At 60.5% G+C, this 18,260-nt stretch carries 20 protein-coding genes and 2 pseudogenes; 13 read left to right on the plus strand and 9 right to left on the minus strand.

Annotated features, from left to right (window positions below):
* Positions 1-1,329 precede the first annotated feature (1,329 nt).
* Together E0W60_RS07335 and E0W60_RS07340 are read left to right on the plus strand one after the other, a co-directional pair.
* Complete coding sequence (locus E0W60_RS07335; RefSeq protein WP_135703502.1) at positions 1,330-1,620, plus strand: DUF2188 domain-containing protein; 291 nt, start codon at positions 1,330-1,332, stop codon at positions 1,618-1,620.
* Positions 1,621-2,462: 842 nt separating this feature from the next.
* Positions 2,463-2,780 carry a hypothetical protein gene (locus E0W60_RS07340; RefSeq protein WP_135703503.1) on the plus strand — a complete coding sequence of 106 codons (318 nt, stop codon included), beginning with the start codon at positions 2,463-2,465 and terminating at the stop codon, positions 2,778-2,780.
* 6 nt (positions 2,781-2,786) lie between these two features.
* Here the strand turns inward: E0W60_RS07340 and E0W60_RS07345 are convergent, their stop codons facing one another.
* Positions 2,787-3,644 carry a transglutaminase-like domain-containing protein gene (locus E0W60_RS07345; protein WP_135703504.1) on the minus strand — a complete coding sequence of 286 codons (858 nt, stop codon included), beginning with the start codon at positions 3,642-3,644 and terminating at the stop codon, positions 2,787-2,789.
* Between the two features lie 964 nt (positions 3,645-4,608).
* On the opposite strand from E0W60_RS07345, the gene E0W60_RS07350 reads away from it, so the two are divergent.
* The 4 genes from E0W60_RS07350 (at position 4,609) to E0W60_RS07370 (ending at position 6,491) form a co-directional block, all read left to right on the plus strand.
* Positions 4,609-5,127: a hypothetical protein gene (locus E0W60_RS07350; protein ID WP_135703505.1), complete on the plus strand. Its 519-nt coding sequence runs from the start codon at positions 4,609-4,611 to the stop codon at positions 5,125-5,127.
* 217 nt (positions 5,128-5,344) lie between these two features.
* The gene (locus tag E0W60_RS07355; RefSeq protein WP_135703506.1) at positions 5,345-5,581 is read left to right on the plus strand and encodes a hypothetical protein; all 237 of its coding nucleotides are present in this window, start codon (positions 5,345-5,347) and stop codon (positions 5,579-5,581) included.
* 347 nt (positions 5,582-5,928) lie between these two features.
* Positions 5,929-6,198 carry a GTP cyclohydrolase gene (locus E0W60_RS07365; protein ID WP_135703508.1) on the plus strand — a complete coding sequence of 90 codons (270 nt, stop codon included), beginning with the start codon at positions 5,929-5,931 and terminating at the stop codon, positions 6,196-6,198.
* A 50-nt stretch (positions 6,199-6,248) separates the two neighbouring features.
* On the plus strand, positions 6,249-6,491 hold the full coding sequence (locus E0W60_RS07370) for a hypothetical protein (RefSeq protein ID WP_135703509.1): 243 nt from the start codon (positions 6,249-6,251) through the stop codon (positions 6,489-6,491).
* 89 nt (positions 6,492-6,580) lie between these two features.
* Here E0W60_RS07370 and E0W60_RS07375 read toward each other — a convergent pair whose 3' ends face one another.
* From E0W60_RS07375 to E0W60_RS07405, 5 genes and pseudogenes are all read right to left on the minus strand, one after another.
* Positions 6,581-6,865, minus strand: a complete 285-nt coding sequence (locus E0W60_RS07375; RefSeq protein ID WP_135703998.1) for a hypothetical protein — start codon at positions 6,863-6,865, stop codon at positions 6,581-6,583.
* 206 nt (positions 6,866-7,071) lie between these two features.
* On the minus strand, positions 7,072-7,302 hold the full coding sequence (locus tag E0W60_RS07380) for a hypothetical protein (RefSeq protein WP_240745759.1): 231 nt from the start codon (positions 7,300-7,302) through the stop codon (positions 7,072-7,074).
* Between the two features lie 1,234 nt (positions 7,303-8,536).
* Positions 8,537-8,758 (minus strand): translation initiation factor IF-1, encoded by a 222-nt coding sequence (infA, locus tag E0W60_RS07395; protein WP_135703512.1) that lies wholly within the window; start codon positions 8,756-8,758, stop codon positions 8,537-8,539.
* Between the two features lie 17 nt (positions 8,759-8,775).
* On the minus strand, positions 8,776-9,051 hold the full coding sequence (locus tag E0W60_RS37460) for an isochorismatase (RefSeq protein ID WP_135703999.1): 276 nt from the start codon (positions 9,049-9,051) through the stop codon (positions 8,776-8,778).
* 465 nt (positions 9,052-9,516) lie between these two features.
* Positions 9,517-10,108, minus strand: a pseudogene (locus E0W60_RS07405) (S1 family peptidase).
* A gap of 789 nt (positions 10,109-10,897) precedes the next feature.
* Here E0W60_RS07405 and E0W60_RS07415 point away from each other — a divergent pair.
* Positions 10,898-11,101, plus strand: a complete 204-nt coding sequence (locus E0W60_RS07415) for a cold-shock protein (RefSeq protein ID WP_010812830.1) — start codon at positions 10,898-10,900, stop codon at positions 11,099-11,101.
* A 107-nt stretch (positions 11,102-11,208) separates the two neighbouring features.
* A complete protein-coding gene (locus E0W60_RS07420) occupies positions 11,209-11,622 on the plus strand; it encodes a hypothetical protein (RefSeq protein WP_135703513.1) in 414 nt (137 codons plus the stop codon).
* Positions 11,623-12,314: 692 nt separating this feature from the next.
* Here the strand turns inward: E0W60_RS07420 and E0W60_RS07425 are convergent.
* Positions 12,315-12,656, minus strand: a complete 342-nt coding sequence (locus tag E0W60_RS07425; RefSeq protein ID WP_133093400.1) for a zinc ribbon domain-containing protein YjdM — start codon at positions 12,654-12,656, stop codon at positions 12,315-12,317.
* Positions 12,657-12,766: 110 nt separating this feature from the next.
* Positions 12,767-13,693 (minus strand): LysR family transcriptional regulator, encoded by a 927-nt coding sequence (locus E0W60_RS07430; RefSeq protein ID WP_135703514.1) that lies wholly within the window; start codon positions 13,691-13,693, stop codon positions 12,767-12,769.
* Positions 13,694-13,756: 63 nt separating this feature from the next.
* Here E0W60_RS07430 and E0W60_RS07435 point away from each other — a divergent pair.
* The 5 genes and pseudogenes from E0W60_RS07435 to E0W60_RS07455 form a co-directional block, all read left to right on the plus strand.
* Positions 13,757-13,933 (plus strand): annotated as a pseudogene (locus E0W60_RS07435) (aldo/keto reductase); the annotation flags it as partial.
* A 292-nt stretch (positions 13,934-14,225) separates the two neighbouring features.
* Positions 14,226-14,852, plus strand: coding sequence for a CsgG/HfaB family protein (locus tag E0W60_RS07440; protein WP_133093421.1), 627 nt, complete (start codon positions 14,226-14,228; stop codon positions 14,850-14,852).
* A gap of 28 nt (positions 14,853-14,880) precedes the next feature.
* Positions 14,881-15,300 carry a DUF4810 domain-containing protein gene (locus tag E0W60_RS07445; RefSeq protein WP_133093420.1) on the plus strand — a complete coding sequence of 140 codons (420 nt, stop codon included), beginning with the start codon at positions 14,881-14,883 and terminating at the stop codon, positions 15,298-15,300.
* Positions 15,297-15,953, plus strand: coding sequence for a DUF799 domain-containing protein (locus tag E0W60_RS07450; protein WP_135703515.1), 657 nt, complete (start codon positions 15,297-15,299; stop codon positions 15,951-15,953). The genes E0W60_RS07445 and E0W60_RS07450 overlap by 4 nt, the downstream gene beginning before the upstream one ends.
* 241 nt (positions 15,954-16,194) lie before the next feature.
* Positions 16,195-17,277: an AraC family transcriptional regulator gene (locus E0W60_RS07455; RefSeq protein ID WP_133093397.1), complete on the plus strand. Its 1,083-nt coding sequence runs from the start codon at positions 16,195-16,197 to the stop codon at positions 17,275-17,277.
* On the opposite strand, the gene E0W60_RS07460 is transcribed toward E0W60_RS07455, so the two are convergent.
* Positions 17,264-18,235: a quinone oxidoreductase family protein gene (locus tag E0W60_RS07460; RefSeq protein WP_133093396.1), complete on the minus strand. Its 972-nt coding sequence runs from the start codon at positions 18,233-18,235 to the stop codon at positions 17,264-17,266. The two genes, E0W60_RS07455 and E0W60_RS07460, sit on opposite strands and share 14 nt — an antisense overlap.
* Positions 18,236-18,260: the final 25 nt, after the last annotated feature.

The following is an 18,260-nucleotide window of genomic DNA, read 5'->3' on the forward strand; positions in this document are numbered from 1 at the left end:
CAAGGTTATCGAGTGACACGTTCACGCTATCTCGTTGGATGCGATGTTCGAGAACGAACAAAGAATGAAGGACTTGGCCAAGTTGCGAGGCCGAAAAGATCTGCTGCCAGCGCTTGATCGGGCAAAGTAGTTGACGCTCTACAATTAGCCTTGGCGCCGCTCCGTCACCATGTGAGGCCTTAACCGGTCAATCTGACCGGCCCCTGCCGCATTGCTTGCTTCGTCCGCATCAAGCTCGGCGTGCAGAGGAAACTCGGTCATAACGCCTCTTCCGTCGATATTCGTCACAACTTCGGACGTTTGACGGAACGGATGTTATGCCTTGATGCTGGCCTGAGGCTGTCGGTTGTGAAGCGATACCTACAGGCTTCGCTGCAGACAATCGATGAGCAGGCATCGCTTGTAGTCCGATCCTCCCCTCAGGATCCCCTGCAAGGGGCTGTATTGGCCAATGCTTCCGCCATCGAAGCGCTAGCGGAAATGGCAGAAGCTGGTTTCTGCCGGCTACCCGAGCGCCGGCCACGGCTGTCTCTGATCGACTGCGGATTCAACCGGTGGTTGCTGCAAGGGTGGACGGCCGAGAATGGCCGGGCTCGGACGGATACCTGTCGCCAGAACTGCGCTTGTCGCTGATCGGCTCCCGGGCGGCCGTTCGAATCGGCGATTTCACTGCCCCCAAAGCCGCCGCTCAACTTTGCGATCACCGGTTTTTTCGGTTGGTAGAGAGACCTGCGGCGTTTAAACCCACCGATTGCAGCTAGCGTGGGAAGCGAGGGTGGGTATCGAGTCGCGCCGGCTACCATGGCTCTTCAGCTTCGACATAAATCATTGACTCTTAAAGATTGGCCGTTCGAAAGTAAAATTTGGCGAACCAGCGGCCAATGCTCAACTCGGCACTCGACAGAGGCGGGCCCATGGCCGGACCAGCGCCAGATGGTGTCGCCAGTCTGCGAGCAAGAGATGATAGCCGGCGTCTGAATGCGTTGCCTTTCTTCTTCGTGCCAAAGGCAGGTGCCGACCCCTCTCAGTCATTCGCTGAGTTCGCTCCGAATGGCCGCTGCGATGAAGAGCGGACGTTTGGCAGCGGCACGTCCGTATGTTGCTCGGCATTCGCCATATCGGACTTGCGCACAGCAATCTCCCTGCGGCGCATGTGGGCGTGGCCATGGGTTGACTGACCTGTCGAATGGTCATAAGCATGTGCGCGCCTGATCTCCGCCGACACACGCTCGGACAGATGTGCGCTTTCCGTCGTGGGACAGCGACTGATTGTGGAGGCACAATTGTCTGCGCGAGACTGGCTGTAAGCGCGATCAACCGGGGGCGATCATGACTTCTCGAAATATCCACGTCATGCCGGAAGGCGATCGAGGCTGGGCTGTAACAGTGGAAGGCCCGAACGGCGCCACCGTCCTATTCCCAACGGAAGCTGAGGCAATCGCTGCTGGCACGGACGCGGCGAAGCAGGACGGGGTCGAGCTCTTCATTTATGATCGTGATGGCCAGATCCGTGAGCGCAATTCCTTCGATCCTATGAAGCATCCAATCATGGCGACGCGGATTTCCTATGGGCGAGCTCCGAAAGCCGCGCCGCGGATGTGGCGTAGCCCTGTCCACTAACCGCATGTTCTCGCAGCTATCACTCACGGGTTCCCAGGCGCGCTCGATGAGCTCACAAGTCAAGGGAACTGCTATCGTTGGATACAACGTTCAGTGGGGCGTTGATGCCTAGCGTCTCCTGATTGTCGCGCACGAGGTCATGAACATCGGCAGCGACCATGCGTCACTGGGCACGGTGGCGAAGGTCGTGGGTGAGGCCTCGGGCTGGAACAAACTGCAAACCTCTGCCGATCGTGGGTACTTCAATGGGCCGGAGATCAGCGAGTGCGGAGACGCAGGCGTTACGCCCCATCGTACCGAAGCCAATGACGTCAAGCGCCAGGGCCGACGGACGTCTTGGCAAGGCAGACTTCATCTACGTGGCGCCGCCGGTGCTGGTGGATACAGCGGCGTCAGGAAATTGGGCGGCACGCACGCTTGTTCCAATCACGGGAAAATGGGCTGCGTATCGCTCGCGTCCGCGCTGGGGCGCGAGGCGGAAGGGTTCAGTCGCGATGCGAGGGACAGGGACTCTCACGCCTTGGAGCCATACGAAGTTGGACGAAATAATTCCCTTTGCCAAAGATTAAGCGCGTATGCTGGGATTGCCAACCGGCAAGCAACACAATAGGAGTTCTCATGGCAAAAAGCCAACTACGCGGCAACCGCGAAGCGAAAAAGCTAAAGCAACCCAAGAAGCCTTTCGCACCGACAACTCCGTTCAGCACGGTTCAGTCGCGGGTCCGGACCGACGGTCTCGCCAAGAGGAAGTCGTAAGCCGGGCAAGTGCCTGGCAAGTCGCGATATCACCGCAAGGTGATACCTCTTCATTCAACGTAAGCCGACCGATAGGGAGGCGCACCATGATCCACCCTGACACAGGCCCGACGTTCCGAGGCCTGCCACTTACCGCCGAGCAAGACTCGGAGGTTCGCCACTATCAGAACAGAAAAACGAGGCTTGGCAAGCCATGGGATACCCCGGAACTACGCGGGATGCTCGAAGACATGTTGCTGCCGCCGAAGACCGAGGATGGCGGTCAGGAAGATGTTCTTCTGGGACCGTTCGCTGCCGCGGAACGTGCGGCATCGTTCGTCGACGAGGCCATGGAACCGATTGCAGCATACGAAGATTGGAACGCCGCCATGGAAATCGAGGGGATGAAAGGCGAAGCGCGCTAATGCCGGTTACCAGGTAGAGATGGCGCTTGTCGTTGCGAGTGGCAGGCCAATACCGGCAGCCGGGTCGGCTATCGGCTGGATTTCGATAAAGGGCCGCTCCGACGCGACCTTGCCGAATATGGCGGCAAACGGAATGTCGGCGGCATCCCGGCCGGTGCCGATCCGCAGCAGGCCAGTCGGAATGGACACCCCCGAGGGATCAAGCAGGTACCAGCCGCCTGACAGGAACACCTCAACCACCGCGTGAAAGTCCGGCGCACCCAAGGCGGGATTCGCGCCATAGTCCACGCTGCTGGACATACGGGCGGGAATACTCAGGGCGCGGCAGATCGCGATCATCAGGTGGGAAAAATCCCGGCATACGCCGGTGCGCTCGACAATCGTATCGATCGCCGAGGTGCGCTCATTGGTGGATCGCGAAAGAAAGCGCACATGGTTGCGCACCCACTCCCGAATCGCATACACGCGCGAATAGCCGGGGCGCATGGCGCCAAACTCGCGCATGGCGAATTCCATCATGCGATCGGATTCGCAATACCGGCTCGGCGCCAGGTACGAAAGTACATCGAAGGGGAGTTCGGCGACGGGTACCTCCGTTAGTGACATGCCATCGTCCAGACGATGGTCGATGTCCACCACAGCTTCATAGCGGATGGCCAGTGGGCCCTTGTTCGCATGTATTCTGAGCAGGCGGTTGCAGAGTGGATCCGTGTGGCGAGCGGCGTGAACCGGTGGCGTGAGCGCCAGACGCTCGGAGACAACGGACTGTCTTGCAGTTTTCGCAGCTTCGACAATTAACAGAAAGTCTGCCGTGGGATCCAGGATCTCATAGGACAGGTTCACCGAGTACCGAAGGCGGTTCATTTCTGACCTTGTGTCGACATGAAGGCGGAGACGGTGTCGGCCGCGGGAACGGCTCTGGCCATCCAATTCAGTGTAGCGCCAGAAGCGGGCGAGCGGTCCGCGCCAGCGGGCACCGCAGGTGCGTGACGCAGCGCCTGCTTGACCAATTTGTAAGCGGGTTAGGACGGTGTGAATCACCCCCCTATACTGCTAGGTGTAGCGTTTCAGAAGCGAAGTGCTTCTGGTCCGCCTATCACTCGTTTCCGGGCCCTCCCCCTCGATGACGTCTTAGGACTGGTGACTCCTGAAGTCACTTATGGGGATTCCTGGAACATTCATGCAAGATGCCACGCGGCGACCGCCGTTCGCCCAATCCCCCAGTAGCCAGGCAAGGCAGTCTTTCGCCAGGATCGATCCAATCGATGTCTGGGGAGAGAGACTCTTCTTCGCAAAACCGATCGCAAAGTTGGCTTCCGCCTTCGTTGCTGCTCTTCCGCGTTTCACGTTGGCGGAGTCGTGCTCTCATCGTGATGAAGATGCCGTAACGATCCTGAGCAATGCGATATGGGTGGAAATGATTACCCGTTGGCAATGGAAGATCAGCGCCCACAACGGTGACAGTTGTTCAACACTGCCATCACCATGCCACCCTGGCAGGCAATGAAGGAAGATATCGTGCCGAGAGAATCTACAGAGACCACTTACCGGATCATACATGTCACGCGCCTTCTGCGCGACGGCCATGTAGGCACGTCGCAGAAGAGGAACACCCAGCGATTCGGAGTCATGCGATTGGCAGCGCCCAGATGGCGTCAGGCAATCACGCTGCTGATTGACTGGGATCGCGCTGTCAACGAAGGCTGGCCAGACCTGCGGTCACCGTCCTGCACCCGAACCAGGGCCATCAGGAGCATCGGTCGCAGTCATCAAGCAAGCATCCGCCGGCTCGCCAGAAATGGAAACTGAGATTGCGTGAGGCAACTTCATGCGTACGCTGTTGTATTTCAGTCTGAAAGACATCGCCACGGCACGACTGGCACAAGTGCGAATCGGCGATTTGGCCGGTACCTCAGCACGCGTCAAAGGGCCGTGGTTTGTCCAGCGCGACAATCAGCCAGTTGAGGGATTTCCGCAGACTGACATCGGCCAGACTACGTACCGCGAAGAGGCGGCGATCGCCGGAATCTTCGTCGGCGCATTTGTGGGCGCGCTTGTCATCTTGCGATACGGAGTCTCCGTCGGCGCCGGTGCCACGGCCGTTGCGTATGTTGGCGCTGTCATGCTTGGCGCGATGATCGGCTGGTGGGCCGGCGGATTGGTCGGCGGCAAGATCGGTCGCCTTCGGTTGTGGCGGCAGAATGCGCAAACTGCACGGGGCCCGTTGTTGATGATAGCCAGTTGCGATTCGAAATCGAAGGAGGCCTTGAAGCAGATCATCAAGGAACTGGGCGGCGTCAGGATCGACGAGCATAGTGACCTGATGCCGAATTTCAGATGGCTATGATTGCCGCTTCGGATCGGCCGTGGCGATGCCCCCTCGGATACGTACGTTACGCAGGCTGAACGAAAAGGCGAAGCCCGAACTGTCACCAGGAAGTTTGGCTGTCAAATCGCCAGGTGCCTATGGTTGGATCCTGCTGCTCCGGGCTCAGATCAGCTTCGATTCCTACTGGGTAGGGCATTACGTTGACAAAGTCACTCCAGGAAGATTGAAGATGGCTATGGATCGCGTGACCGAGTATCGTGGGTTCGATATCCATGTCGATCTCCATATGTCAGCCAAGGACATGTTCGACGTCTGGTTCCAGGTCGAGGGGCCCATGAGACCGCCGGGCGTCGCGGCGTTTGGCAAGCGAATCAAAGTCTTTGGCGGGCCTTATTCCAGACGTTGGGCTTACCTCGTGGCGGAACTGGCAGGGCGGGCCGCCGTGGACGTTGTTCTTGGACCGGATGAATGAACGGAGGCCGGGAGTTGAGGTCAGATATGCAAAGACGCGTCACGATCGGTGAATACGAAGTGTTGATCGAGGCTGAGCAACACCTCGGTCCCACCCCGTTGGTCGGAGCGATTGGCTACGTAGTACGCTACTCGATCGCTCGTACGGACCGCCGGCCCGTCAGAGGTGATCTTCTCAGCGTACATTCCTACGATCTCATTGACGGTACCGGCTACTTCCACAGCCTCGATGCGGCGTTTGACTATGGAGACGCAAAGGCTCGCGATGACATTGCTACCTTGTCGCCGAAAGTAAATCGGACACATCCCGGCATATCCGCGTATGCTCGGTGATGAAAGGAGACCGACATGTCTCAGAACAACGCAATCTACAAAGGCTTCAGGGTATCTGCGAGGGTGCGTCACGTATCCGGTGCAGTCCCCGGTGGCGACCTGGTCCACCTGCGCTTCCTCGCTACCGTAACGATCACGCAAGTCAGTTCAGGAATGGGTTCCCGCAGACGGCTGCCACCCATGATCCAACATTTCGCCAGCGCGCCGCACACTGCCATCGCACTGGCCTTGTCATCGGCCAGGGACGCAATCGACGGCTTGCCCACCTTCGTCAAGGCGAGGTAGTCTCGGCGGCCATGCCATGGGCTCTGATCGAAAGAGAAGGGGAGGACATCATGTCGAGACAGCTCAAGAACAAGGCCGAACTACGCGCCATGCTTCGTGCGGAACAGGAAAAATTTACAGAATGCGAGGGCGCTTGCTTTGGCGACGTGTTCTGGCATGCCGCAGATGCCGGGGGCTGCAACTGGAGTCTGTCAACCATGGAAGGCGGCAACAGCGCCGCGTGCCTGGAGGCGATCCGCCCGTTCGCCAGCCGGCTGCGCGAGCTGTACAACGTGCCGGACGAGGGAAAATAACGCATTACGGCCGCCGTACGAGTGACCTGTGCATGGTTAGCCTGTCTGTAGGCAAGTGTATGTCCGAAGAAGGGTCTCAGCGTTTACGATCACAGGCCGACGATCGACTCACCTGCGACCAGGCCATCGATAACGTGTTCGCCGTGTCGTACGGCGGCACGCTTCGCCAATCCCAAGTCAGCCCAGTGCATATCTGGAACGTGGAACACCCGCGCGTTATTTCCACTAGGTGGCTGACCTTCCCGACAGATGACCACGGACGCACTGTATGAGCGGTCTGGCCGGCGCTCGTGCCATTTGCGAGGTGCGTCGAATTTATAGACCAACGGGTAGATATCAAAGCCCTTACAGTTTGCTGCAGGATAGTTGTCCATCATTTCACTCCAAGTATGGTTTGTTCCCGTATGCGCTTTTCGTGATGGCGTTAAGGTATTTCATCAGGATTTTTGACTATCCACTATGGCATTACTTTATGTTCTTCATATTCGATCTAAATAAAGGCCGCTAGTGCACGACAATTCTTATTCGCTGTGAACGCTCATGGAATTTTTACCTTTCCATGGCGATACGCGGCGACGCCTCAGATCAGGTCATGAATAATATCGACAGCGAATTTTCCATAGTGGACGGCAGCCTGCTCCGCGGCCGCGCGCGTGTAGTAATCATCCTCTTCGTCGAATGATTCACAGAGCATTCGATCGTCCCGATTCGCTGTGTAACGGATGGCCATCATATAGCGCCATTTCGGCCCGGGAGCGCCAGTTCGAACACACTCGCGGGGAGACTCGAATGCCGCGACGTGTATGTACATGCCTCGATACTCCTGGCACAGCCAACTCATTCGTGCTTGCATGGCGAACGCTCGTCAGTGAGCATCTTTGCAACAGCACATACCATCACCAGTAATGATGTGGAATAGGCGAACACACTGAGCCAATGGAGCATTCTGCTCGGTATTTCGCTTCGTCGTTGTCGCCAATCAAATAGCTGAGAGAGGACAAATAGGATAAAACTGGAAGAGTAAACTGCCAACACACGCCCCCCCTCGTAAACGAATAGCGTTTCTCTACAGTCAGTGGTTCAGCGATCCCCGATGAGGAATGGCTCAATAGAAAAGAAGTGGGCTCTCGCAGACCCTGGCTGGCATATGGATTCGCACGCTTCGCGTTGTGTCTTGCGGCAATCTACGCCTCAGTAAGTAGGGCGCAGCGAGAAGATCAAGGAGGCGGCATTGATGACGGTCGCCCCGTAGAGGCCGACGTTTCAACGCAGGTGGCATGGCTGCTTGAAGATCCTGCTCAGTAGTTATACGGAGCTTTCCAACCGTAGTCAATGAGACTATCGCGCGAATCTGCAAGCGGTCTACCCAAGGCGGCGTAGTATTGTTCTGCGCACTCGGATCGGCATGACGCTGTCTTGTAAGGAGAGCCGCTCGAGAGCGCCATGACCTGCGGAGCGGTTGCCATGACCCATGCGGATCATGCACAGCGCTGGCGCCAAGCGACGGTTCGCGCCAGGGTTGGATATCGCTACACGGTAACGGCCGGTGCGGTTGCAAAGGGATGCTGGCTCATGGGGATATTCTGCCAGAGCAGCCGTTCCGCGCGTCGTTCAGTAACCACGCCTGGCGCCAGCGAGCTAAGACTTCAGGCTGGCGTCTGCTCGATCGTGGCCGTTCCACGTCAGGCGCCACGCCATATTTGGGGTCTTCTCCACCAGTCTATGGTCCTGCAGGAGCAGGAGATGGTGGGCTAGCCTGGAAGGGTCGACATTGCAAGAGCCTTGCCAAGCTGGACGTCGGTCATCGAGGCCTGGATCTCGGCTCGTAGCGCCAAGAGGATTCTGTCCAGCAAAGACTTGTCTCGTTGCATCTCGCACCTCGGATCCTATTGGCTTACGCCATGTATTGTTGCTGCGTGGATTGGAGTGCTATGTGGATCCAGAGGTTGCGCTCTCGTGTACCTGGACGAAGACAAAGATGGTCCTATACCGAGGTGGTGTCAACGGTGGTCGCCATTTCGGGAACGTGGAAACGCCGCATTCGCTCAGAACTTGTGGCGATAGTTGATGCGTCCCTTTGTCAGATCGTATGGCGACATTTCGAGCGTGACACGATCCCCGGCAAGAATACGTATGCGATTCTTCTTGAGCCGCCCGGACGAATAGGCCCAAACCTCGAAGCCATTCTCCAGGGTGACACGAAAGCGGTTATCCGGAAGGACTTCCGAAACCTTTCCGCCAAATTCCACCAGTTCTTCTTTAGCCAAGGACGCTCCTTTCTGATTCAGCGAGTGCCACGCGGTAGCGTGGAATGGGTTGCAGCTTGCCGATGCGGGGATGGTTGCAGGCGTATGTGTGCCACTGCGCTTTCCCCTGCGCTACGGGCGGCTTGCCTGGCCTTGGCTTCCGTATGGTGCGTGGCATGCCGCATCGAGACGTTGGCGACGATGCGTTCAGCGCCGTCCTTATACTCGGAGATCATGTAGTTCGCGAACCAGACGCCGGGCTCTTGTTGGATGGGGTAAACCGAAACGGTGAACGGAGTAATGCTGGGATTCAAATTGTTGCTTGTTCGGAAGGCGCTCGATTCCGGAGGGCATGTCCAGCGTTCCCATTTGGTGTGGTACGTGCGTGCCCGGCGATCGGTTGCCATTGCAAAAGCCAGTGTCGCGTCCCGCGTGCCATCGCAGGCGGAGAAACTGGCGTGGGATTGACCGTGCTTGCGCTAGCCAGTACGCCTAGTACATGCGCGCTGGTTACGGAGCGGACGCGCCGCGGGTCGGAGATGATTGCGGCCGATTGTTGCCGCGAAAGGTTCGGGTGTACGCCCGTGCTGCCGCTAATACTCTTCTAATGATGATGTCTGGCGGACGGCGCATTGGGCATCGACTGGTGTCGACACAAACGCATGGTACCACCTGCGGGGATTTCCTGCCTGGAGGGTGCGTCCTAGGCCGGCGGGTACCGCGCATCCGGGGTAATTCCATGGAGTGCCGAATCCATCAGGTCCGATCGCCTTACCGGATCATGCCTCGGTCAGGGGCAGTAGGATGTCGGCATACCAGGCGGAATTCAAGCCCAAGGCTTCGTCCAGTTCAAAGTCCCGCGAGCCCACGTCCAGTCTGGCCGAATGGGTGCCGAGCAGCATCCCCGGCAGCGCGCGCGTGGATGCATCGATCCTGGGTATGCGCATGACCACCGGTGCTCCACTTGTGCCGCGATGCGTCCTCGCATCGGTCAGGAAGTAGCCATGCCCCTGAAAGCGCATGCCGAACGAGGACGAGATGACTTCCTGGCGTACGACGGGCAGATGATGAAGCGTGTCATGGAAACCCAGCGGGAAGCCGACGCTCAGCACCGGAGTGCCTGCTTCGATGCGTTCGTGTGGCCGGTAAAGGTGGGCCGGCGTAAAGGCACGGTAGACCGCTCGACGGCAGAACGGTACGGTCGAGTTCGATCAAGGCCACGTCGATGCCGCCGCCGCGCAGCACGTGCCGGCTTGTCACAATGAACAGTCGCTGGCCTCGTTTGAAGAAAAAGCCGGTGGCGTTGGTCTTTGCCTGTTGAGCTTCGAATGTGGCAACGCACGTGACGGCCAGCAGGATTGGCTCGATCATGATTCGGTGGTCCCCCTCTGCTCGCTCAACAGCATAGTCGGAATGCACCGCGGTTCAGCGCCGCCCAGTTCGATCGCGGTCCTTGCCTGAAAAATATGTGTTGGCGTTGGCATCCATCGACTACAGGCTTGTGCTGTCACCCAAGGCACGACGACCCAAAAGGTTGTGATGGCGGGAGTGTAGACGGTGCAAGAGACCGGTCATGTCTCTCCGTATCTGTGCAAGTCTGCAGCATGTGGCTCGGCGTATCAGCCACCATCGCCGGTCTTTTCGCACGGCACCAGCGACCAGCCTTGCGGACCGCTGTCCTTTGCTTCACGGTAGCTCCAGATTGCGCTGCAGTCCGAGCAGCGGAATGTACTGATCGTGCTCGTGACCGACCGAGGCATCTTGCTTCGACGGGTATCGATGATGCGCAACCCGAGATGTCCAGGGGCACCGGAGGCGTCACTCGCCACAGCGAGACAGTTTGCGCAGAGAAACATACCGACCTCTTGTGCTGAAGGCGTACCACTGTAGCATGCATCGCGGAACAATCCGGCACTCTTTCTCGGACGTCTTCAGCGCATTGGCTTGTGACGGACCTGGCGAGTACGTATCGATCGCCGTGAGATCTTCATTGACCGCGATGCGGCATGCCTGTATAAGAATAAATGCAGGATCTTCAAGCGTAACCTCGAAGCGTTAGGTACACGCCCCGGCGGCGCCACTTTCTCTCCATGTTTCCTCCTTGATTGTCATGCCTCGCCCGCTTTTTCGGCTCGGCGAGAATTCTTAAGGGGTCCTCACATGGAAACCGGTACTGTAAAGTGGTTTAACGATTCAAAGGGTTTTGGCTTCATTACGCCTGATGCAGGCGGAAACGACCTGTTCGCTCATTTTTCCGAAATTCAGGGGAACGGGTTCAAGTCGCTCCAGGAAGGCCAGAAAGTGCGCTATGTGGCTGGCGTAGGCCAGAAGGGCCCGGCCGCGACCAAGATCGAACCGATCTAAGCCGACCGTTCAAGGTGCGCAAGAAGCCCCGCCAGGAAAGCCGGCGGGGCTTTTTCTTTATTGGTTCACCGTGATGGGTGCGGAAGGAGTAGAGTCGGAAACAGGTCTTGAAGTCGGAGACTCCCCCGAAACTCCAGGATCGCCAGTCATGCACAGCAACCTCGCCATCCAGTTTTCTCTGCACGCTGTTCGCCGATGGCAAGGGCCTTGCCTATCACGTGTCTGTCAGCTTCCGCGACAGCACTCATGCCGGGGGCATCCAGTTCACCAGCTTTTTCGGCACGGGAAGACGTTCTTTTACCGTACGAAGCACCGATAGCAATCTGCCGTCGGCAACTGACCAGACCTCCGAAGTGCTGTGTCGAATCGCGATCGGCCAGGTCGTACGAGATCATCTCTATGAGAAGGCCACCGAGGGAGAGCATCTGCTGGATCCGGATGCATTGCCATTGGAGGGGGAACTCAGACCCGTGGGAACCGGCAATAGCGCAAAGCCGCCACAGCGACGCTGGCCCGGCTAGAGCGATTGATACGGTCGGCCATGCCGCGCAGAGCGAGGGGTGAGGTGGCTGGGGGCCAGTAGTGTTCTGCGCCGCGATCAAGCCATCAATGTTCTGCTACCCTTCCTGATGGCCGCCCCCTCGCGAGACCCAGGCCGCGCCGGCGAAGGAGGAACGCCGCGTCTCCTTTCCGCTATATTCCGATCGTGGCCGACGTTGGAAGCTTGCGCTGATAATCGACGGCACCGAAAGCAAAGCAAGTTGGGGAGCGCAAGCTGCCGTTCGGCAGTGCAAGACGGGTGGTCCGGAAGTCTGTACCCGTGAAGGTGTCGCCAGGTTTTCCAAACTATGTTCCCGTTCTGGCTCAGGTGCCAGCATGCGTGAACTCTCGGCAAATTGGCCCGAAAAGCGAACCTCCCGATGAGTTGGAAGGTTTCCCGGAAACCCATACGGCACAACGGTTTCAGGCTGATTGATAGGGGCCAAAAGCTGAGCTTTCCATACTTTGTTCCCGACAGACAGCCAGTGCTTCATGCTGGACCGGCGAGAGCTTCGTCAGCAGCGCGGAATCCGCGGCAGGGGCATCTCGGGTGCCATCGTCGACACGTTGGTCATGCATCGGAGGAAACCTCCTGTCGGGATCGATGGCATTGATGAGCCCCAGATAGGCATCGGTCTCCGCGCCTTGCGGGCGAAGCGCAATCTCGATCCCGTCACACCTTCCTGACGAACTCCGATTTCAGGCTCATGGCACCAAAGCCATCGATCTTGCAGTCGATATCGTGGTCACCGTCAACCAGGCGAATGTTCTTCACCTTGGTGCCCATCTTGACCACACCGGCCGATCCCTTCAGCTTGAGATCCTTGATGACTGTGACGGTATCCCCATCCTGCAATACGTTGCCGGCTGAATCGCGATAAACCCGGGCTTCCGCTTCGGCCGGTGCCGATGCCTGCGCCGACCATTCATGAGCGCATTCCGGGCAAATATAGAGACCCCCATCCTCATAGGTGAACTCGGAATGACATTTCGGGCAGGAGGGTAACGCGCTCATGGATAATCCTTGGGTACCTGGTGAAGGCCGGAAGTATACCGGCCGGTTCGGCGGCCAGGCTGAGTACGACAACTGGGCCAGCCAGGGTGCCACCGGGCTTGAGCGCGAGGTTACCGGTCCGTCCACGCCGGCGCCCCGCGCGCGGCGCTTCCGCTGCCGAGCACTTCGATCAGATACTCGACGAACGACGCGATCCGCGATGAAATCGCCGTGTTGCGGTAGTAGACCGCATGCACCGGCTGCCGCACGTCCTGCGTTTGGCGCGCAAGGACCTGCACGAGGCGCCCGGACTCGCGGTCCTGCGCGGTCATGAAATCCGACAGGCAGACGATGCCTGAGCCGTCGAGCGCAAGTTGCCGGAGCGTTTCACCGCTCGACGACCACACGGCCGGCGCGATCCGGTACGGTTCCCCGTCCGCGCCAAGTATCGGCCACACGTTCAGCGACTCGGGCTGGTTGAAGCCGAGCAGAGCATGCCCGCCAAGGTCGTCGGCCTTGCGCGGATGGCCATGTGCGTCGAGATAGGCGGGACTGGCGAGAATGCGCACCCGGCTATTGCCGATCAGCCGGCTATGCAGCGTCGAATCCTTCAGGCGGCCGATCCGGATCGCCACGTCGGTGCGCCGCTCGAGCAGGTCGATGATGCCTTCGTTGCTGTTCAGCTCCAGTTCCACCTGCGGATAGCGCTCGCGGTAGCCGCGCACGAGCGGCACGATCACGTGCAGCATGAACGGCGTCGCGGCGTCGACCCGCAAGCGCCCGGACGGCTTCTCGCGCCGCGCCAGCATCTGTTCCTCGGCGCTTTCGACCGAGTCGATGATCGCCCGCGCATTCTGCAGGAATGCCCGGCCTTCCTCGGTCAATTCCAGGCGGCGCGTGGTCCGGCGCAGCAGCGTGGTTTTCAGCTTTTCCTCGAGCCGCGCGAGCGTGCGGCTGGTGGCCGACACGGTCAGGTCCAGCTGCTGCGCGGCGGCGGTGATCGAGCCGGTGTCGACCACGGTCGCAAACGCCTGGATTTCGTCGAGCGTGATGTTCATTGTTGATCTGAAATCAAGACAGTCTGGTTTATAGACGACTTTTTGAGCGAAAGTAAAGCGGGCACACTGGCGTGCGGCAAGGTGCTTGGCGTACCCGGTGATCGGCGCGATCGCGCAGCGGCACCAGGCGACGCCGGCCCGGTAGTGCTGGCCTGGGCGCTGCAACTCGGCTACTCGGTGATCCCGTCGTCCACCAGGTGCGAGAACCTCGCCAGCAACCTGCTCGCGAACGCCCTTCGGCGGCGTTGCGCAAGGCCTCACCGATTCCCCCGCGCTGGCCCCGGCCGCAGCCTGAACCCCGCCATTGCAGGGGCTTCTCTACCTCCAGCTCCCTCCTGCGGCCGGTCGCTGTAGCTGGCCGGATACACCTCCCTCCCTCTTTCCTCCCGGAATGACGCCGCCGGCTGTGCCACCAGTCGCGGCCCGGGCGCCGCCGCGCCATAATAGCCGCCGCGTCCCCACTGCAAACCAGGAGAAATCAGTGAAACAAACCAAGACTTGCTGCCTGCTCGCCGTCGTTGCCGCGCTTGGCATGGCTGGCTGCGCCACCGAATCCTCGACCGCGTTGCCGGTCCAGAAGGTGGAAAGCGCCAGCCGCCCGTACAACGGCGTGCGCACGCCTATTGCGGTAGGCAAGTTCGACAACCGCTCGAACTACATGCGTGGTGTTTTTTCGGACGGCATCGATCGCCTGAGCGGCCAGGCCAAGACCAGCCTGGTCACCCACCTGCAGCAGACCAACCGCTTCAACGTGCTGGAGCGTGAAAACCTGGACGAGATCAGGCGCGAGGCAACCATCAAGAACCAGGCGCAGCGCCTGAAGGGGGCGGACTTTGTCGTCACCGGCGACATCACCGAATTTGGCCGCAAGGAAGTCGGCGACGTGCAGCTGTTCGGCATCCTTGGCCGGGGCAAATCCCAGGTGGCCTATGCCAAGGTCAACCTGAACATCATCAACATCTCGACCTCGGAAGTGGTTTATTCAACCCAGGGCGCGGGTGAATACACGCTGTCGAACCGCGAAGTGATCGGCTTCGGCGGCACCGCCAGCTATGACTCGACGCTGAACGGCAAGGTCATGGACCTGGCCATGCGCGAGGCCATCAACAACCTCGTGGCTGCCATCGAGAACGGGGCGTGGAACCCGGGTCAGAGATAACCATTCCATTACCAAAATGAAAACAATGATGATGCAAACGGTCACGCTGCGCAGGGCAGCGTTATGGTCTGTCGCTGGCAGTATCCTGCTTGCCGGCTGCGCGGCCCCACAGCCCATGTATCAGTGGGAGGGGTACCAGGCCCAGGTCTACGAATATTTCAAGGGCGAGTCCCGGGAGGCGCAAGTTACGGCGCTGGAAGCGGGCTTGCAGAAGATCCAGGCCAAGGGCGGCGCCGTGCCGCCGGGCTACCATGCCCAGCTTGGCATGCTGTACCTCAACCTTGGCAAGCCGGACCAGATGGTCAGCGCATTCCAGACCGAGAAAACCCTTTTCCCCGAAGCCACGCCGTACATGGATTTCCTGCTGCGTAACGTCAAGAGCGACAGCCGCACTGAAATCAAGGCGGACGCCGCCAAGGCCGCGCCCGCGGCAGGGAGTGCCAAATGATGCGCCGGATCCTGACCTATATCGCCAGCGTGGGTGTCGTGCTGCTGTTCGCCGGTTGCGCGGTGCAGAACAAGCAGGTGGACTACTCCGCGTTCAAGGCCAGCCGTCCCCGCTCGATCGTGGTGCTGCCGCCGCTGAACGAGTCGCCGGACGTCAAGGCCACCTATGCCATGCTGTCGCAAGCGACGGTCCCGCTGGCGGAATCGGGCTACTACGTGTTGCCGGTCGCAGTGGTTGAAGAGACGTTCCGGCAGAACGGCCTGACCGTGCCGGCTGACATCCATTCCGTGCCGGTGGCCAAGCTGCGCCAGATCTTCGGGGCCGACGCCGCGCTGTACGTGACCGTCACCGAGTATGGTTCGAAATACCAGATCATCAGCAGCGTGACCCGCGTGGCCGCCAACGCCAAGCTGGTCGATCTCAAGACGGGCGACGTCCTGTGGAGCGGTACGGCCGTGTCAGCCACCGACAGCTCCAGCGGTGGCGGCGGACTGATCGGCATGCTCATCAATGCGGCGGTGACGCAGGTCATGAACCACACGTTCGATGCCAGCTACAGTGTGGCGGGCACCGCCAGCTACCGGCTGCTGTCTGCCGGCCAGCCTGCCGGCATTCTCTACGGGCCGCGCTCGCCCAAGTACCAGTCTGACTGACCTCAGGCAAAACGGACCGGTGCCATGTGCCGGTCCGACCATGCGATCTCTCCTGATCTGGTGCCTTGGTCCCGTGCCTTGATCGCGTGTCTTGAAATCTCCAACGCTCCCCACTCGCCGGTCCCAGGCCTCCGTTTGAGGCATACTGCACGCACCCGCGTGCGCGACCCCCGTCCCGCAGCGCCCCCATCGACTCACACGAATGCACCGGCGCAGTCCCCGCGCGCGCCGGGTCCTCGCCATGCAAAACGTCGGAAGACTTGTCCGCAGCGCCAGCCTGAGTGGCTTCATCGAGCTGACGGAGTCGCTCGGGCATGATCCCGGGGCCTTGCTGCGCAAGGCCGGGCTGTCCGCGCGGCTGCTCAGGGACCCGCAGGCGCTGATTCCCAGCCAGGCGCTGCGCGAGTTGCTGGAGCTGGCCGCCAGCGCCACCGGTACGGAGGATTTTGCGCTGCGGCTGGCGGCGCGCCGCACGCTTTCCAACCTGGGGCCGATCAGCCTGGTGCTGAAGGAGGAGCCATCGCCGAGGCAGGCGCTCGATGCCTTGTGCCGCTACCTGAAGCTGATCAGCACTTCGCTGGTCATGCGCATCGAGGAGACCGGGCAGACCGTGGTCATCCGCGAAGACCTGCTGCCGGGGCCGGGCGCGCCAACGCGGCAGGCGATGGAGTTGAGCGTCGCCATGATGTTCCGGATCCTGCGCGAGCTGATCGGGCCGCAGTGGCGGCCGCAGCAGGTCTGCTTTACGCACCGGCCGCCGGCGGATATGGCGGCGCACCGCGCATTCTTCGGCCGCAACCCGATGTTCAACCAGTCGTTCAATGGCATGGTCTGCGCGACGGCCGACCTGGACACGCCGCGCACGCCCGACCATTCCGGGGCCATCCAGCTGGCACGGGACTACCTCGAGGCATCGCTGCGCCAGCGCGGCGAGGGCATGCGCGAGGCGTGCCGCGAGCTGATCATGGCGCTGTTGCCCGGCGGACGCTGTACCGCCCAGCAGGTGGCGCGGCATCTTCGGGTGGACCGCCGCACGCTGCATCGCCATCTCATCGTCGATGGGCTGACCTTCTCGGACTTGCTCGACGAGGTTCGTACCGAGCTGGTCAAACGGCACCTGCAGGAGAGCGACCTGCCGCTCGGCGAGATCGCGGGGCTGCTCGGATTCTCGAACCAGAGCAGTTTCAGCCATTGGTTTCGCGCGAGCTTCGGCTGCAGCGTCACGCAATGGCGCTTGCAGGCAGCCGTGTCGGGTGGCCAGCCAGCAGCGGAGCGCGCTGGCACGGGGCGCCGGCGCGCGGGAACTGCCGTCAGTCGGCAATAAGCACGATTTTTCCCATATGCTGGCTGCGCTCGATGTAGGCATAGGCCTCGCCGATCGCATCCATCTGGAAGGTGCGGTCGATCGGCAGGCGCAGCTTGCCTTCGCGGAAGAAGTGCATCAGGTCGCGCGCGCAGGCCTGCACGCAGGCGAGGCGTTCGGCCTCGGTGCGCGTGCGGAAGGTGGCGCCGATCAGCTTCAGCCGGTTAAGCCATAGCAAGTTGAGATCGACCTGGGCCGTACTGGCGCCGCCGAGGCGCGCCAGGTTCACCAGCCGGCCCTTGACCGCCAGGCTCTTGATGTGGTCTTCGAAGACCGTGCCGCCGATGGTATCGATGATGACGTCGACGCCACGCCCGTCGGTGGCGGCCATGATGGCCTCGACCTGCGATTCGCTCGATGCATTGACGCCGACATCGACGCCATAGCCTGCCAGCCGCTCCAGCTTGGCCGCCGAGCGCGACGATGCGATCACCTTCGCGCCGAGCGCGGAGGCGGCCATCACCGCGGCCATGCCGACCCCGCCCGAGGCGCCGTTGATGAACACCGTCTCGCCGGCCTTGAGCTCGCCGTTGCTGACCAGCGCGTCATGGGCGGTGATGAACACATTGGGGAATGCGGCCGCGTCGACCCACGATACCTCCGGCGGCACCGGCATCAGCGCCAGCGGCGCCGCGATGACGTACTGGGCATGACAGCCACGCCCATGGCCCATCACCCGGTCACCTTCGCGCCAGCCGCGGACCTGCGCGCCGACGCTGGCGACCTCGCCCGCGAATTCCACGCCGGCGGTCATCGGGGCACCGGTGCGGTGTTCCCGCATGTACTTGATTTCGCCATAGTTGATGCCGGATGCGCGTACGCGCACCAGCACCTCGCCGGGGCCGGGTTGCGGCGTGGGGATATCTTGCACGGCCAGCTGGCCACCCTCCGCGCGCGGTAGTACTCGTACTGCTTTCATGCTGTCTCCTGACAGGGATTGTGCT

This window comes from Cupriavidus oxalaticus, assembly GCF_004768545.1.
GTDB classification, from domain to species: Bacteria; Pseudomonadota; Gammaproteobacteria; order Burkholderiales; family Burkholderiaceae; genus Cupriavidus; species Cupriavidus oxalaticus_A.